Genomic DNA, 15184 nt, shown 5'->3' with positions numbered 1-15184 from the left:
GTCTAGCGCTTGCGGAACGGCCGCTTCGGCGGGCCGCCGCCGCCCACGCGCGGGGTCGCGTCGCGGTGCCGGAAGATGATCCGCGCGCGGTCCATGTCGTAGGGCGTCATTTCCACGGTCACGCGGTCGCCAACCATCGAACGGATGCGGTTCTTCTTCATCTTGCCGGCCGTGTAGGCCAGCACTTCGTGATCGTTCTCAAGCTTCACGCGGAACCGGCCCTCGGGCAGCAGTTCGGCGATCTCGCCTTCGAATTCGATCAGTTCCTCTTTCGCCATCGGCGTCTCCTTGGTTCGGGCATGCGAACACGGGCCGACAGGATCGGCCCGGCGCGAATCTTTGGCGGCCTTACCTCACCACCAACCGGAATGAGCTCTCGCATCGAAAGTTCGACGTGGGATCAAATTTTCGGAAAGGTCGAAGTCGGAGCGCGCCGGGGGTTTCATAGATCAGGGGGCGCTGCAGGCTAGCCAAAGCGAGATTTGATCCCGGCATAATGGGGTTTTTGGCGGTTTTTAGCAAGGCGCGGCCGTAGGCGTCGTCGGTGCACCGCCCCCTCGGCCTCCCAGCCCTCGTTATCGGCGGCCCGAAGTCCCCGCAACCCTCCCTTCATGGTCATACCAATGGCCTTGACCATGATAGCGCTATCATCAAAGGTGTGACCGAAGCGGCCCAAGAGCCGCGCACGAGGAAATGCGAGGGCAAGGCGTGACTGTGACCGTAGCCGGGACCGGGGAGGCCGCCCGGGTGAACATGGCCTTCATCGCCGCCATCGTGGCCGTCGCCACCATCGGCGGCTTCATGTTCGGCTACGACAGCGGGGTCATCAACGGAACGCAGGAGGGACTGGAGCACACCTTCGCGCTCTCGAAGCTCGGTACGGGCTTCACGGTCGGCGCGATCCTGCTGGGCTGCGCGGTCGGGGCCTTCCTGGCGGGACGTCTGGCCGACCTGATCGGGCGGCGCACGGTGATGATGATCGCCGCGGGACTCTTCATCGTGAGCGCGCTGGGCACCGGCGCGGCCGACAGCTCACTGGTCTTCGTCATCGCCCGCTTCATCGGCGGCGTCGGCGTGGGCGCGGCCAGCGTATTGTCGCCGGTCTACATCTCCGAGGTCACCCCCGCTTCGATCCGCGGCCGCCTGTCCAGCGTCCAGCAGATCATGATCATCACCGGCCTGACCGGCGCCTTCGTCGCCAACTATGCGCTGGCGGCCACCGCCGGGGGCTCCACCGCCGAGTTCTGGATGGGCTATCCGGCCTGGCGCTGGATGTTCTGGATGCAGGTGATCCCGGCGGGCGTCTTCCTCACCGCCCTGACCCTCATCCCCGAAAGCCCCCGGTACCTTGTGGCCAAGGGCCGCGACGCCGCCGCCCGCGACGTGCTCACCCGCCTGTTCGGCGCGCAGGAGGCCGAGCGCAAGGTGGCCGAGATCCGTGACAGCCTGGCCGTCGACCACCACCGACCGACGCTGCGCGACCTGGTCGACAAGTCGACCGGCAAGATCCGCCCGATCGTCTGGACCGGCATCGGCCTGGCCGTCTTCCAGCAGCTCGTCGGGATCAACATCGTCTTCTACTACGGCGCCGTGCTCTGGCAGTCGGTGGGCTTCAGCGAGGACGACGCGCTGAAGATCAACATCCTGTCGGGCTCGCTCTCGATCCTGGCCTGCCTCGCCACCATCGCCCTCATCGACCGCATCGGCAGGAAGCCGCTGCTGCTGATCGGCTCGGCCGGGATGACGGTGACCCTGGCCGTGATGGCCTGGGCCTTCTCCACCGCGTCGATGGTGGACGGCGCGCTGCACCTCGCCGACACGCCCGGCCTCGCGGCCCTGATCGCGGCCAACGCCTATGTGATTTTCTTCAACCTGAGCTGGGGCCCGGTGATGTGGGTCATACTGGGCGAGATGTTCCCCAACCAGATCCGCGGCTCGGGCCTGGCGGTGGCCGGCTTCGCCCAGTGGACCGCCAACTTCGCCATCTCGGTCAGCTTCCCGGCGCTCGCCGCCGGCCTCGGCCTCGCGCCCACCTACAGCTTCTACGCCCTAAGCGCCCTGATCTCCCTGTTCTTCGTCCGCGCCATGGTCAACGAGACCCGCGGCAAGGAGCTGGAGGACATGAGGGGCTGACGCGGCGCCCGGCGACCCCCCGATGAAGACCCTCCACGCCCTGCGCTGGTGGATCATCGGCCTGGTGATGCTGGGCGCGATGCTGAACTACCTGACGCGCTCGGTGATCGGCGTGGCCGCGCCCACCATGCTGGCCGAGCTCCACATCAGCGAGCGGCAGTACGGCTGGATCACCGCGGCCTTCCAGGGCGGCATCATCCTGCAGCCGATCGTCGGCTACGTGCTGGACAGCGTCGGCCTTCGCTACGGCCTGGCGCTGTTCGCGGGCGCCTGGTCGGTGATCTCCATGGCGCACGGATTCGCCAGCACGTGGCCGGCCTTCGCGGTCATGCGCGGGTTGCTGGGTTTCGCCGAGGGTTCGGCCAATCCGGCCGGCATGAAGGTGGTGGCCACCTGGTTTCCGGCGCGCGAACGGGGCTTCGCCGGCGGCGTCTACAATATTGGCGCGTCGCTGGGTTCGATGTTGGCCCCGCCGCTCGTGGCCTGGGCGATCCTGGCCTACGACTGGCGCGCCGCCTTCGTGATCACCGGCGCCATCGGCCTGGCCTGGGCCACCGCTTGGCTGCTCTGGTTCCGGACGCCGGAACAGCACCCGCGCCTGTCGTCCGCCGAGCGTGAGCTGATCGAGGCCGGGCAGGAGAGGGACCTCGCCGCCGATAGCGCCCGGCCCTCGATCCCGACCCTCCTGCGCCGCCGCGACTTCTGGGGTATCGCCATCCCGCGCCTACTGGCCGACCCCACCTGGGGCACGCTGTCGTTCTGGATCCCGCTCTACCTGGTCCAGACCCGCGGCTTCGACCTCAAGCAGATCGCGCTCTTCGCCTGGCTGCCGTTCCTGGCCGCCGACCTGGGTTGCCTGTTTGGGCCGGCGGTAGCGCTGTTCCTCCAGCGGCGCGGCCTCAGCCTGATCAACGCCCGGCGCGGCGCCTTCACGCTCGGCGCCCTGATGATGACCGGCATGATGTTCGTCGGCCGGGTCGAGAGCCCTTATGCCGCCATCGCGCTGCTCTGCCTGGGTGGCTTCGCGCACCAGACCCTATCGGTGACGGTGATCACCATGGCCTCCGACCTCTTCAAGCGTAGCGAGGTCGCCACCGTCGCGGGCCTGGCGGGGACCTGTGGAAACCTGGGCGTCCTGCTGTTCTCGCTGGCCATCGGCGGGTTGGTCGCCACGGTCGGCTACGACCCGTTCTTCATGGCGCTGGGCGTGCTCGACCTGGCCGGCCCGGTCGTCCTCTGGACCCTGGTGAAGGACCGCCGGGCATGATCCGCAACCCGATCCTGCCGGGCTTCAACCCGGATCCGTCCATCGTCCGCGTGGGCGACGACTACTACATCGCCACCTCGACCTTCGAGTGGTTCCCAGGCGTCCAGATCCACCACAGCCGCGACCTGGTGAACTGGCGGCTGATCGCTCGCCCACTGAACCGCGCCAGCCAGCTCGACATGCGCGGCGACCCCGACTCCGGGGGCGTCTGGGCGCCGTGCCTGACCCACGCCGACGGCCTGTTCCACCTGATCTACACGGACGTGAAGCGCTATGGCCGCACCACGGTCGGCGGAGCGTCGGGCGCCTCGCTGCGCGACTTCCACAACTATCTGGTGACCTCGCCGACCATCGACGGCGACTGGTCCGATCCGATCCACCTGAACTCCAGCGGCTTCGACCCGTCGCTGTTCCACGACGACGACGGCCGCAAGTACCTGGTGAACCAGCTCTGGGACCACCGGCCCGGCCGAAACCGCTTCGCCGGCATCGTCTGCCAGGAGTACTCGCCGTCCGAGCGCCGGCTCGTCGGCGAGCGCCGGGTGATCTTCGAGGGCACGGACCTCGGCCTGACCGAGGCGCCCCATCTCTACCGCCGCGACGGCTGGTATTATCTGCTCACCGCCGAGGGCGGCACGGGCTTTGGCCACGCCGCGACGATGGTTCGGTCGCGAGACCTCTGGGGGCCGTACGAACTCCACCCCGACGGGCAGATCCTCACCAGCCGCGACCGTCCCGACGCGCCAGTGCAGCGCGCCGGGCACGCCGACCTCGTCGAGACCCAGGCCGGCGAGACCTATGCCGTCTACCTCTGCGGCCGGCCGCTGGCGAACCGCGGCCGCTGCGTCCTGGGCCGCGAGACCGCGATCCAGCGGATGGTCTGGGGGGAGGACGGCTGGCTCCGGACCGCCGACGGCCGCGCCACGCCCGAGCTTGAGACGCCGGCGCCCGGCCTGCCGCCGCATCCCTGGCCGACCGCGCCTGAGCGCAGCGACTTCGACGGGCCCGTGCTTCCCATCGACTTCCAGTGGCTGCGCACACCCCATCCCGACGAGATCTTCAGCCTGGCGTCGCGCCCGGGCTGGCTGCGCCTCGTCGGCCGCGAAAGCCTCGGCAGCCTGTTCCGCCAGGCGCTGGTCGCCCGCCGCCAGCAGGCCTTCTGCTATGTCGCCGCCACGCGCATGGACTTCGAGCCCCAGCACTTCCAGCAGGCCGCCGGCCTCGTCTGCTACTACAACGCCTCGAAATTCCACTACTTGATGGTCACCCACGACGCCGCCCTGGGCCGCGTCGTTCAGGTGATGTCGGCCCTGCCCGACAGCCCCCAGGCCGACGCCTTCACCCAGCCGATCCCCATCGGGCCAGGGCCCATCGAGCTTCGCGTGGAGGTCGATTACGAGCGTCTGCGGTTCGCCTTTCGCCCCGCGGGCCAAGAGGCCTGGACGCGCCTGCCGCAGGTCTTCGACGCCTCCATCCTCTCCGACGAGGCCGCCGTCCCGGGCACGCCCAATTTCACGGGCGCCTTCGTCGGCATGGCGTGCCAGGACACCTCAGGCGCCGCGCACCCGGCCGACTTCGCCTGGTTCGACTACCGCGAGCGCGAGTATGTCCCCTAGCGGGGGCGCCGCGTCTCGCCGATGGGCGGCCGGCGATCCATGCGCTGACCGCCGCCGCCCATCGCCTGGACGGGCGTCGGACGCAGATCCGCAAGGAGGATCGCGCCATCCCCATCCACGTCCAGGAGTGCAAAGCGCCGGTCGCTGGCCGCCCGCCATTCGGCGCGGCTGACGCTGAAGGAGAAGTCCGCGTCCGCGCCCCGGATCGGGTGCGGTTCGTTGATCAGGCTGTAGGCCGCGGCGCCCTGCATCCGCGTGTTAAGTTCATTGCGGCCCGCCGAGCTGCGCCGCCCCGCCATGGCGCCCATCATGCCCGCGCCCTCTCGGCTCACCTCGGGGACCAGTTCCTCTTCCCAGCGGGTCGCCTCGGGCATGCTGATCTGGCCGTCGCCGTTGGCGTCGAGCACCTTGAACCAGGCGTCGGCGTCGGCGCGGAATTCGTCGCGGCTCAGCTTGCCGTCATGGTCGGCGTCCGCCTTCGCGAACCACTCGGCGACCGGATAGGGCTGGCCGCCCGGCGCGCGGAACGGCTGGCCCGAGGGGCTGATGAAGAGCTGCGCCCGGGGCCGGGGCGAACCGTCGCCGCGACCCTCGTCGCCGAAGCCGGGCGGCGGCCCGTCGCGCCGACCGCCCGCGCAGGCTGCGAGCGCCAGCGTCACGCCCAGAAGGCCGATCCATGTTCCGATACGCATGCTGCCCCGTCCGACGACACTTGGTCCGCTGTCGCCCCCCAAAGCGGCGGCGGCATGTCGGACGCGCCACAATCGCGGGCTTTTGCCGCCGCGTCAGCCCCCGTCGCGGAACCGGCCGACCCAGGCGGCGAGCGCGGCCATGTAGCGGCCGAGGTATTTCCGTGTGTTCTCGTCGACGAGGCGGCCGTCCGCGTCGAACTTCTCGTGCGCGCGGAACACCAGGATCTCGGGCTGGGGCATGCAGTAGGAGTTCGTGAACTCGAACGCTTGGCGAAGCTGGCTCTGGCCGCGTGCGCTGCCGGTCTGGCCGGGCGAGGCGCCGATGATCCCGACCGGCTTGCCGTTCAGCGCCGCGCCGGCCGGCGGCCTCGAAGCCCAGTCGACGGCGTTCTTCATCACGCCCGGGACGCCGTGGTTGTACTCGGGGCAGGCGAACAACACCCCGTCCGCTGCACGAATGGCCGCCTTGAAGGCCGCGACGCCATCCGGATCGCCCGCGGCCTCCACGTCACCGTCGTAGAGCGGGACGGTCGAAAGGTCGAAGGTCTCGACGGTAACCCCGGCCGGAGCCAATTCGGTCGCGGCGCGGAGTAGGGCGCGGTTCAGCGAGGCGCGGCGCAGGCTGCCCGCCACGCCCAGGATGCGAAGGGAGTCGGTCATGGTCCGTCCTAACACGCAGCATGACGCCGCCGTTGGGGGAAACGGCGGCGTCGGCGGCTATAGGCCCAAGTGGCGGCGTCAGGCCGGTTCGAGGGCCGCCGTCGTCTGCGTCGCGTCCTTCAGCTCGCCGTTCAGCCAGGCGAGCAGGTCATTGTTGATGATGTCGGCATGGGTGGTGGCCATGGCGTGCGGGAAGCCCGGGTAGATCTTCAGCGTGCCCTTCTGCAGCAGCTTGATGCCCTTCAGCGCCGCGTCGGCGTAGGGGACGATCTGGTCGTCGTCGCCGTGCATCAGGAAGACCGGAATGTCGATCTTCTTCAGGTCCTCGGTGAAGTCGGTCTCGGAGAAGGCCTTGATGCAGTCGTAGCCGGCCTTGACGCTGCCCATCATGCCCTGCCGCCACCAGTTGCGGATCATGCCTTCGCTGACCTTCGCGCCGGGGCGGTTGAAGCCGAAGAACGGGCCGGTGGGGATGTCGAGGTAGAGCTGCGCCCGGTCGGCCAGGAGGGCGGCGCGGAAGCCGTCGAACACATCGATCGGCAGGCCCTCGGGATTGCTCTCCTTCTTGACCATCACCGGCGGCACGGCGCCGATCAGCACGGCCTTCGAGGCCCGGTCGGTTCCGTGGCGGCCCAGGTAGCGGGCGACTTCGCCGCCGCCGGTCGAGTGGCCGACGTGGATCGCGTCCTTCAGGTCCAACGCAAGCACCAGCGCCCGCAAATCGTCGGCGTAGGTGTCCATTTCGTTGCCGTCCCAGGTCTGGCTGGAGCGGCCGTGGCCCCGGCGGTCGTGGGCGATGACGCGGTAGCCCTTGCTGCCGAAGAACATCATCTGCGCGTCCCAGTCGTCCGCCGACAGCGGCCAGCCGTGGCTGAAGACGATGGGCTGGCCCGAACCCCAGTCCTTGTAGAAGATCTGCGCGCCGTCCTTGGTGGTGATCGTGGGCATGGTGGGGGGCTCCTCTTCAGGTCTGAAGCCACCATGCGCGCCCTCCGTGACGGTCTCAATTCAACGTCGGGTGTGCGGGGCGCATACATTGGTATGAGGCCGCCGTCCCCACGGTCAGGGCGCCGCCGCAGCGGGCAGGGTGAACGTAAAGCGGGCGCCCGGTCCCTCCGGATTGTTCTGGGCGTCCAGGGTCCCGCCATGGCTCTCGATGATCGAACGGCAGATCGGGAGGCCCATGCCCATGCCGCCTTCCTTGGTGGTGAAGAAGCTCTGGAACAGGCGAGGCAGGTCGTCCGGGGGAATGCCGGGCCCGCTGTCGCTCACCGACACGCGCACGCCACCGTCCGCCGGCTCGCTCCGCAGCCCGAGTTCGCGCGCCGCGTCGCCCCCGCCCACCATGGCCTGGATGGCGTTGACGGCCAGGTTCACCAGCACCTGCTGCAACTGTGTCCGGTCGGCGCTCACGGGCGGCAGGCCAGGCGCGAGGGATAGGCTGACGGTCACACCGCGACCCTGCAACTCGTGACGCAGGAAGCCCATGGCCTCCTCGATCACGGCGTTGATGGGCAGCGGGCCGACCTCCGGCGCGCGCCGCTCGGCCATGCCGCGGACGCGAGAGATGATAGCGGCGGCCCGTTGGGCGTCGGCGATCACGCGCTCGTTGATCCCCCGGAGTTCGTCCAGATCCGGCTGCGGCCGCGACAGCCACCGCTTGCCCGCCGAGGCATTGGTGGCGATGGCCGCCAACGGCTGGTTCACCTCGTGCGCGATGGAGGCCGTGAGCTCGCCCAGCATCGAGACCCGCGCCGCGTGTGCGAACTCGGCCTGGAGCGCGTGGAGCGCCGCCTGCGCCTGGTTGCGCTCGGTGAGGTCGATGACCCCGATCAGCAGTGAGCCCGCCCCGACGCTCTCGCGCGGGAAGCAGGCGGTGAAGAGGGCGTCGAATTCGGTGCCGTCCAGCCGGCGCAACCGGGTCTCGGCCGAGAAGCTGGGCGCCCGCGACACTGCCGCCACGACGGATGCGGAATAGACAGCCGTGCTGGCCTCGGGCCAGAAGCGTTCGACGTCGCCCGCGAGCTCGGCCTTCGTGGCGCGATAGAGCGTGCAGTTTCCTCGTTGACGTCGATGACGCGAGTGACCCGCATCATCTCGCGCGCGACCTCGGGATGCGCCGCAAGGTAGGCCGCGAAGTCCGTCACGCCGTCGGAGCGAAGCTGCCAGAGCATCTGGCCGACCGCGAAGAAGTCGAGGTCCCAGTACGAGACCGCCATGGCGCCGAAGAGGTTCCGGTAGCGGCGCTCGCTGCGGCGCAGGGCGTCTTCGGCCTCGCGGCGCGCGGTGATGTCCCGACCGGTCTCGATGATCGCCGAGGGCTCGCCGTGGGCGTCGCGCTGCAGCGACCAGCGGGCCTCGATGGCGAGGTCTCGACCGTCGGCGGCGCGGCGCGTGAGCTCGCCCTCCCATCGGCCGTCGGCCAACAGCCGGGCCTCCAGCTCGCTCAGCGGATCGGCATGGCGGGTTGAAAGCAGTTCGTGCGCTGGCTGCCCCAGCGCGGCCGCCTCATCCCAGCCGTACAGTTTCACCGAGGCGTTATTCCAGGCCAGTACGCGGCCCTGGAGATCGCGCACGAAGATGCTGTCGTGGACCAGGTGAAAAAGGTCGCCAAGGTCCTTGCCGTCCATGTGCCTCTGCCGCCCGCTCGCCAAGGCAGACTAGCCGCCGGTCGGCGCGTCTGAACAGCGCCGCCTCATCGCACCAGCGCGCGTTCCAGGCATTCGATCAGGGTCTCCGCCTCGAAGGGCTTCTTCAGGAAGCAGAATGCCCCGCTGGCCCGCGCCCGGTCCTCGATCGCCGCCTCGCCGCGGGCGGTCACCATGATCACGGGGGTGGCGACCCCGTCGGCGACCAGACGCGCCTTGAGGTCGATGCCGCTCAGGCCGGGCATCTGAATATCGGTGACGATACAGTTCGACCGTTCCCGCGCGTCGGCAGCCAGGAAGTCCTCGGCGTTGGGGAAGCTGGCGACCCGGTAGCCCAGGGATCGCACGAGGCCCACCATCGCCTGGCGCAGGGACTCGTCGTCCTCGACGATGGCGATCAACGGGTCGGCCGCACTCATGCGGACGGCTTCGCACGCCGCCGCCCGCGCTGAAATCATACGCTGGTATGGTCGTCAGGCGGTGACGTGCAGGGCCTCGGCCATCCGCACGAGGTCGGCCAGCGAGCGAGCGCCCATCTTCCGCATGGCCGCGCCGCGGTGGATCTTCACGGTGATCTCGGAGAGCGAGAGGTCTCCGGCCACCTGCTTGTTGAGCTTGCCCGCGGTGACCAGCGCCATGACCTGCCGTTCGCGGGGCGACAGGCTGGAAAACTTCTCCTCGAGCTGGCGGCGCCCTCCGTCGGCGGCCCGGCGCTGGCGGTCGCGCTCGATGCCGGCGGCGACGGCGTCCAGCATGTCTTGTTCGCGGAAGGGCTTGGGGAGGAAGTCGATCGCGCCCGCCTTCATGCCGCGCACCGACATGGGGATGTCGCCGTGGCCGGTCATCAACACGACTGGAAGGCCGACGCCGAGCTGGGCGAGCTGGGCCTGGAAGTCGAGGCCGGAGAGGCCCGGCAGGCGCACGTCCAGCACCAGGCAGCCCGGCGCGTCAGGAGCCGGCGCGTCGAGGAAGGCCTGGGCCGAGCCGTAGGTTCGCGCCTCCAGCCCGACCGAACGGAAGAGGCTGGACAGCGCCTCGGCGAGGGAGGCGTCGTCATCGACGACATGGACGATCGCGGCTTCGGGCATGCGGGCTCGGGGGGCTGCAGACACTGTCCTTATGCCACGGCCCGTGACATGGCGCCGCTCATACTAAGGGATGGGCCGCGAACCTTCAGTAGCTGCCGAAACGGACGTCGGAGCTGCCTGCGGGCAGCTCGATGGTCATGCCGTCCTTGGCCAGGCGCCAGTCCAGCTTGCCGCCATCCTCGATGCCCTTCGCGAACGCTTCTGGCGTGAACATCGGCAGGCCGGCCTGGGTGAGGTGGTTGAGCACCAGCGCCTTGACGCCGGCCTGGCGGGCGATGTCGGCGGCCTCCGCGGGTTCGGTGTGGTAGGTCACCGTGTCGGCCATGATAGAGCTCAACCGCGTGTTGCCCATCATCGCCAGGCCCTGGGAGAGCTGCTTGGTCATGGCGTTGTTCTGCGCCTCGTGGACCAGGACATCGGCGCCTTTCGCCGCCACGGCGAGGGGAGCCCATTTCGTCGTGTCGCCGCTGACGACCACGGACCGGCCCTTGTAGTCGAAGCGATAGGCGAAGGCCGGATCGATAGGGTCGTGGTGGACGCGGATCGCCGTGACCGTCAGCTCGCCGTCCTTCCAGGCGGTCGCGATTCCGTCGGGCTTCGGAATGGTGACCACCTTTGGCGCGAGCAGGCCCTCGGCGAGCTCGAACCGGGCGCCGTGTTCATGGTGCGCCTTGCGGAAGCCGTGGTCGTCCTCATAGGCGAGGTTGAACCCCTTCGCGAGCCGGTCCACGCCAGCAGGACCCACGACCGCGAGCGGAGCCGAGCGGCCATTCACCCAGCTCTGCATGTTGAACTCGCCCAGGTCGCCGATGTGATCGGAGTGCAGGTGCGTGATGAACACCGCCCTGGCGGTCGCCACGGGCACGCGCCAGCTCATCAGGTTTTCGGTCGCTTCCGGGCCGATATCGACGAGGTAAAGCGCACCGCCGGCCTGCACCGCGGTGCAAGGCTTGGCGCGACCGGCCACCGGCAGGGGCCCCGACGTGCCGCAGAAGATCACGCGCAGCCCGTCGAAGGCCGGCGCTTGCGCGCGGGCAGACGAGACGGATAGGGCCAGAAGCAGGATGGCGGCTAGGATGCGGGGCACGGTCCACGTCTCCGAAACGGAATTGTCATTCACGTTTCTATGCTAGAGCTTGCGAAACGCCAATCGGGAAGGATGCGATGACCCTCAGCTACGACCTCTACTGGTCCTTCCGCTCGCCCTATTCCTACATGGTCGTGCCGCGCCTCCTGGCGCTCGAGGCGGATTACGCCGTGGCCTGCAACGTAAGGCCGGTCTATCCGCTGGCGGTGCGCACGCCGGAGTTCTTCGAGACGCGCGACCCGCTGTGGACGCCCTACTTCATGCGGGATGTCTTCCGCGAGGCGGCGTTCCTGGGGCTGCCGTTCCGCTGGCCGCGGCCCGACCCGGTGCAGCAGGCGCCGGGCGTCGGCTACCGGATGGAGCAGCCTTACATCCACCGCCTGACCCACCTCGGCGTGGCGGCGGCGGAGCGGGGGCGGGGCCTGGCGTTCCTGAGGGAGGCCAGCCACACGATCTGGAGCGGCGAGGTGGATGACTGGCACGAGGGCGACCATATCGCCCAGGCGGCCACGCGGGCGGGGTTGGACTACGCCGAACTGAGCGCGGCGGTCGACGGCGATCCCGGTCGGTTCGCCGCGATCGTGGAGACCAATCAGGTCGACCAGCGCGCCGCCGGCCATTGGGGCGTGCCCATGATGTCGTTCAACGGCGAGCCCTTCTTCGGCCAGGACCGCTTCGACCAGATGAAATGGCGAATGGAGCAGGCCGGCCTGTCCCGTAGGGCATAGCTGGCAGCTATCAGGCCGCGGCGCTTGCCGGCCTTTCGGTGACAGCCGCCTTCGACAGTTCCGCCATCGCCTTGATGAGCGGCGAGCGCCAGCGTTCCGCCGTGGTCAGCATCCAGCAGGCGTACGGCATGTCCAGGGTCGAGGAGACGACGGCGAGCCTGCCGTCGCGAAGCTGCTCCTCGAACAGGAAGGACGCGCCCATGGCGATGGCGTCGGTCTGCAGCGCGCGCTCGATGATCAGGGAATAGTCGTCGCTGATGAAAGCCTTGAGGTTCTCGGCTTCCTCGCGGTCCATCTCCCCCGCCCACTGCGCGAGGCCAGGCAGCACGTTGGGCAGGGCCACCGGCCAGCGCAGCAACTCTCGCGGGCCGACGTCGGTGAGCGCCAGAACCGGGTGATCGCGGCGCGCGACGAAGATGACCGCGTCCTCGAACATCTTCTTGCGGATCAGTTCGCCGTAGCGGGCCGCATGTTCGGAGTAGCCGAAGGCGATGTCGACGCGCCCGTCTTGCAGCGACTTCATCACGCCCGGCCCGGTCTCCTGGATCGTTTCGACGTGGAGCTTGGGGAAGCGGACCGCGATACGACGCAGCAATTCCGGGAGAGGCTTCAGGCGCGAGGCTGGGCCCACGGCGATCCGGATGCGCCCTTCTTCGCCGCGGGCGAGTTGCTCGAGGTCGCGGGTGAGGGCGGCCACGCCTTGCAGCAAGGTCTCGGCGCGCTGGGCCACGAAGGCGCCGTAGGCGGTGGGCCGCGCCGCGCCGTTGGTGCGTTCGAAGAGCTTCAGCGAGAGCTGCGCCTCGAGCCGCGCGATGCTCTTAGACAGCGTGGGTTGTGAGATCTGGAGCTTGCGCGCGGCGCCGCTGAAACCGCCCGCGCGGCAGATTTCCAGGATCTGTTCGAGATGCCGAAGCTCCATGCCCGTGGGCTATAGCACCACGCCTGAGGATTGGGCAGATCGGAACGCGCGATCGGGCTAGCGTCTGGGCCGAAGAATGGAGTTCCGATGAAGCGTATCCTCTTCGCCGCGGCGGCGGCCCTGTCGCTGACCGCCGCCAGCGCGCCGCCGGCCACGGCCGTCGACAAGCCAGCGGCGACGGCTGCCGCCCGCCCGAACGTGATCGTCATCCTGGCCGACGACCTGGGGTACGGCGACACGTCGGTCTACGGTTCGAAGATCATCCGCACGCCCAACATCGACGCGCTCGCGGCGGACGGCGTGAGGTTCACCTCGGGCTACGTCACCCATCCGGTCTGCGCGCCCTCGCGGGCGGCGATCCTGACCGGGCGTTACCAGCAGCGGTTCGGATGGGAGTTCAATCCCGTGGGCCGCGACCGGCGGGGCGGGGTCTCGCTGGCCGAGCCCTTCGTGGGCAACATCCTGAAGAGCGCCGGCTATCACACCGGGATGATCGGCAAGTGGCACCTGGGCGAAGCCGACGGGTATCAGCCTATCGACCGCGGCTTCGACGAGTTCTTCGGCATCACCGCGGGGGCGACCAGCTTCCTGACCAAGAGCGAACCGGGCGACGATACCTACAATCCGCCCGGCTCCGAAGCCTCGTTCCGCGCCACGGCGAAGGATCCGCTTCCGCCGACGGCGACGGACGATGAGCGCATGGCCTATGTCCGCAGCGTGGCCAGCGTCCGGCGCGGCAAGCAGGTGGTGCAGGTGGACGGCTATCTGACCGACGTTTTCACCGATGAGGCGGTGCGGTTCATCGGCGCCAACAAGGACCGCCCGTTCTTCCTCTATCTCGCCTACAACGCGCCCCACACGCCGCTCCAGGCGACGAAGAAGTATCTCGACCGCTACCGCGACGTGCCGGATCGGGGCCAGCGTGTGTACGCCGCCATGGTCTCGGCATTGGACGACGGGGTCGGCGCCGTCCGGGCCAAGCTGAAGGCCGAGGGGCTTGAGAAGAACACGGTCATCGTCTTCCTCTCGGACAACGGCTGCGCGGCCTACATCCAGGGCGCCTGTTCGAATGCGCCGCTCAACGGCCACAAGGGCGCGCACCTCGAGGGCGGCGTCCGCGTGCCCTACATCGTGGCCTGGCCGGGCCGGATCCCCGGCGGGCAAGTCGACGACCGAATGGTCTCCAGCCTCGACATCGTGCCCACCGCCGCCGCCCTCGCGGGCGCCAAGCTGCCCAAGGGGACCGATGGCGTGGATCTGATCCCGTTCGTCACGGGGTCGAAGACGGGCGTCCCAAATCCCACGGTCTATTGGCGCGCCGGCCCGAATTTCGCGATCCGGGACGGGAACTGGAAGATGTGGGAGGCCAACATCGCCGACCCGTCCGAATCCGCCACCAACTCGGCCGCCATCACGCCGGACGGCACGCACGCCAAGGTCTCGGAGCATGGCCAGCACGTCATGCTGTTCGACCTGAAGGGCGACCTGGGGGAGAAGGCGAACGTGGCCACGGCGAACCCGGGCGTGGTCGCCTCGCTGAAGGCCAAGATCGCCGCCTGGGACAAGGGCAACGTTCCGCCACAGTGGACCAGCATGCGGCAGTCGGTGAAGAAGCAGGACGGCGTGCTGCTGAAGATCTACGACTGACGCATGCCCAAAGCCCTCGCCGCCGCCAATGACGACACCGACGCGCCGGATGGACCGCGCAGCGCCCGCGAAGCCGAACGCCGTGAGGCGTTCATGCGGGTGGCCGCCCGGGTCTTCCGCCAGCACGGACTGGCGGGCGCGACCATGGAACAGGTCGCGGCCGCGGCGGGGGTCACGAAGGTGGTCCTCTACCGGCGCTTCCCGTCCAAGGATGCCCTGATCCAGGGCATCTTCACCGAGACCTTGCGACGCCTGAAGGCCCAGGATGAGAAGGCCTGGCGCGGCTACGGCAATGGGATGCGCAAGTCGCTGGACGCCGCGCGATCGTTCGAGGACGGCTTCATCCTGCTGGTGCGCCACGGCGATCAGGATCCGGCCTACCAGGCGGCGCACCAGGCCCTGCGCAAACGCACGGGGCAGCGGCTGCGGGCCTTGCTTTGGTATCCCGACAGGCCACCGGCGCGCGACACGCGGCCCGCGCTGCTCGACCTGTCGCTGGAGCCGATGATCTCGTTCTGCAACGACGCCCTGGCCTACTGGGTCGAGAACGGCGATCCGGCGCGCGACGAGCATTTCGTCCGCTGGTGCGGCCAGATGATGCGGGCTTGGCGCCACAACGCGGCCGAGCTGCTCAACCTGGATTCGCCGGAGCAGGAATGGCCATTCGACACCGAGGGACTGCTGCCTTGAGAGAAGAAC

16 protein-coding genes are annotated in these 15184 nt (G+C 69.0%); 6 read left to right on the top strand and 10 right to left on the bottom strand.

All coding sequences use genetic code 11. From position 1 onward, the window contains the following. Window positions 1-2 precede the first annotated feature (2 nt). A complete protein-coding gene (infA, locus tag ACODSY_RS07050; RefSeq protein ID WP_488951001.1) occupies window positions 3-278 on the bottom strand; it encodes a translation initiation factor IF-1 in 276 nt (91 codons plus the stop codon). A gap of 430 nt (window positions 279-708) precedes the next feature. On the opposite strand from infA, the gene ACODSY_RS07045 reads away from it, so the two are divergent. From ACODSY_RS07045 to ACODSY_RS07035, 3 genes are read left to right on the top strand one after another with little or no spacing between them, the layout of a single operon-like run. After that, complete coding sequence (locus ACODSY_RS07045; RefSeq protein WP_488951000.1) at window positions 709-2133, top strand: sugar porter family MFS transporter; 1425 nt, start codon at window positions 709-711, stop codon at window positions 2131-2133. A gap of 22 nt (window positions 2134-2155) precedes the next feature. Next, a complete protein-coding gene (locus ACODSY_RS07040; protein ID WP_488950999.1) occupies window positions 2156-3400 on the top strand; it encodes an MFS transporter in 1245 nt (414 codons plus the stop codon). Next, entirely contained in the window at window positions 3397-5016 is a 1620-nt protein-coding gene (locus tag ACODSY_RS07035; RefSeq protein WP_488950998.1) for a glycoside hydrolase family 43 protein, read from the top strand. Before ACODSY_RS07040 ends, ACODSY_RS07035 begins: the two co-directional genes overlap by 4 nt. On the opposite strand, the gene ACODSY_RS07030 is transcribed toward ACODSY_RS07035, so the two are convergent. The 8 genes from ACODSY_RS07030 to ACODSY_RS06995 form a co-directional block, all read right to left on the bottom strand. Continuing rightward, a complete protein-coding gene (locus ACODSY_RS07030; protein WP_488950997.1) occupies window positions 5013-5708 on the bottom strand; it encodes an EF-hand domain-containing protein in 696 nt (231 codons plus the stop codon). The genes ACODSY_RS07035 and ACODSY_RS07030 overlap by 4 nt on opposite strands. A 93-nt stretch (window positions 5709-5801) precedes the next feature. Continuing rightward, window positions 5802-6368, bottom strand: coding sequence for an NADPH-dependent FMN reductase (locus tag ACODSY_RS07025; protein ID WP_488950996.1), 567 nt, complete (start codon window positions 6366-6368; stop codon window positions 5802-5804). 78 nt (window positions 6369-6446) lie between these two features. Then, window positions 6447-7316 carry an alpha/beta fold hydrolase gene (locus tag ACODSY_RS07020; RefSeq protein ID WP_488950995.1) on the bottom strand — a complete coding sequence of 290 codons (870 nt, stop codon included), beginning with the start codon at window positions 7314-7316 and terminating at the stop codon, window positions 6447-6449. A 114-nt stretch (window positions 7317-7430) separates the two neighbouring features. Beyond that, a complete protein-coding gene (locus tag ACODSY_RS07015; RefSeq protein ID WP_488951085.1) occupies window positions 7431-8111 on the bottom strand; it encodes a sensor histidine kinase in 681 nt (226 codons plus the stop codon). A gap of 89 nt (window positions 8112-8200) precedes the next feature. Continuing rightward, window positions 8201-8998: a PAS domain-containing protein gene (locus tag ACODSY_RS07010; RefSeq protein ID WP_488950994.1), complete on the bottom strand. Its 798-nt coding sequence runs from the start codon at window positions 8996-8998 to the stop codon at window positions 8201-8203. 65 nt (window positions 8999-9063) lie between these two features. Further along, complete coding sequence (locus tag ACODSY_RS07005) at window positions 9064-9435, bottom strand: response regulator transcription factor (protein ID WP_488950993.1); 372 nt, start codon at window positions 9433-9435, stop codon at window positions 9064-9066. A gap of 54 nt (window positions 9436-9489) precedes the next feature. Continuing rightward, window positions 9490-10104, bottom strand: a complete 615-nt coding sequence (locus ACODSY_RS07000) for a response regulator transcription factor (protein ID WP_488950992.1) — start codon at window positions 10102-10104, stop codon at window positions 9490-9492. 85 nt (window positions 10105-10189) lie between these two features. Further along, the gene (locus ACODSY_RS06995; protein WP_488950991.1) at window positions 10190-11191 is read right to left on the bottom strand and encodes an MBL fold metallo-hydrolase; all 1002 of its coding nucleotides are present in this window, start codon (window positions 11189-11191) and stop codon (window positions 10190-10192) included. Between the two features lie 77 nt (window positions 11192-11268). On the opposite strand from ACODSY_RS06995, the gene ACODSY_RS06990 reads away from it, so the two are divergent. After that, window positions 11269-11919, top strand: a complete 651-nt coding sequence (locus ACODSY_RS06990) for a 2-hydroxychromene-2-carboxylate isomerase (protein WP_488950990.1) — start codon at window positions 11269-11271, stop codon at window positions 11917-11919. A gap of 10 nt (window positions 11920-11929) precedes the next feature. Here ACODSY_RS06990 and ACODSY_RS06985 read toward each other — a convergent pair whose 3' ends face one another. Next, window positions 11930-12838: a LysR family transcriptional regulator gene (locus ACODSY_RS06985; RefSeq protein WP_488950989.1), complete on the bottom strand. Its 909-nt coding sequence runs from the start codon at window positions 12836-12838 to the stop codon at window positions 11930-11932. An 87-nt stretch (window positions 12839-12925) separates the two neighbouring features. Between ACODSY_RS06985 and ACODSY_RS06980 the strand changes: the two genes are divergently transcribed. Further along, complete coding sequence (locus ACODSY_RS06980) at window positions 12926-14485, top strand: sulfatase (protein WP_488950988.1); 1560 nt, start codon at window positions 12926-12928, stop codon at window positions 14483-14485. Between the two features lie 3 nt (window positions 14486-14488). Further along, window positions 14489-15175: a TetR/AcrR family transcriptional regulator gene (locus ACODSY_RS06975; protein WP_488950987.1), complete on the top strand. Its 687-nt coding sequence runs from the start codon at window positions 14489-14491 to the stop codon at window positions 15173-15175. Window positions 15176-15184 lie beyond the last annotated feature (9 nt).

The sequence above is a fragment of the Phenylobacterium sp. FG114 genome, from assembly GCF_057809855.1.
This window is presented reverse-complemented; position numbering and strand designations above follow the sequence as displayed.

Bases quoted from the DNA above. Each gene is read 5' to 3' on its own strand.
- infA (WP_488951001.1), bottom strand. From the start codon at position 278: ATGGCGAAAGAGGAACTGATCGAATTCGAAGGCGAGATCGCCGAACTG.
- ACODSY_RS07040 (WP_488950999.1), top strand. From the start codon at position 2,156: ATGAAGACCCTCCACGCCCTGCGCTGGTGGATCATCGGCCTGGTGATG.
- ACODSY_RS07035 (WP_488950998.1), top strand. From the start codon at position 3,397: ATGATCCGCAACCCGATCCTGCCGGGCTTCAACCCGGATCCGTCCATC.
- ACODSY_RS07030 (WP_488950997.1), bottom strand. From the start codon at position 5,708: ATGCGTATCGGAACATGGATCGGCCTTCTGGGCGTGACGCTGGCGCTC.
- ACODSY_RS07025 (WP_488950996.1), bottom strand. From the start codon at position 6,368: ATGACCGACTCCCTTCGCATCCTGGGCGTGGCGGGCAGCCTGCGCCGC.
- ACODSY_RS07020 (WP_488950995.1), bottom strand. From the start codon at position 7,316: ATGCCCACGATCACCACCAAGGACGGCGCGCAGATCTTCTACAAGGAC.
- ACODSY_RS07015 (WP_488951085.1), bottom strand. From the start codon at position 8,111: ATGCTGGGCGAGCTCACGGCCTCCATCGCGCACGAGGTGAACCAGCCG.
- ACODSY_RS07010 (WP_488950994.1), bottom strand. From the start codon at position 8,998: ATGGACGGCAAGGACCTTGGCGACCTTTTTCACCTGGTCCACGACAGC.
- ACODSY_RS07005 (WP_488950993.1), bottom strand. From the start codon at position 9,435: ATGAGTGCGGCCGACCCGTTGATCGCCATCGTCGAGGACGACGAGTCC.
- ACODSY_RS07000 (WP_488950992.1), bottom strand. From the start codon at position 10,104: ATGCCCGAAGCCGCGATCGTCCATGTCGTCGATGACGACGCCTCCCTC.
- ACODSY_RS06990 (WP_488950990.1), top strand. From the start codon at position 11,269: ATGACCCTCAGCTACGACCTCTACTGGTCCTTCCGCTCGCCCTATTCC.
- ACODSY_RS06985 (WP_488950989.1), bottom strand. From the start codon at position 12,838: ATGGAGCTTCGGCATCTCGAACAGATCCTGGAAATCTGCCGCGCGGGC.
- ACODSY_RS06980 (WP_488950988.1), top strand. From the start codon at position 12,926: ATGAAGCGTATCCTCTTCGCCGCGGCGGCGGCCCTGTCGCTGACCGCC.
- ACODSY_RS06975 (WP_488950987.1), top strand. From the start codon at position 14,489: ATGCCCAAAGCCCTCGCCGCCGCCAATGACGACACCGACGCGCCGGAT.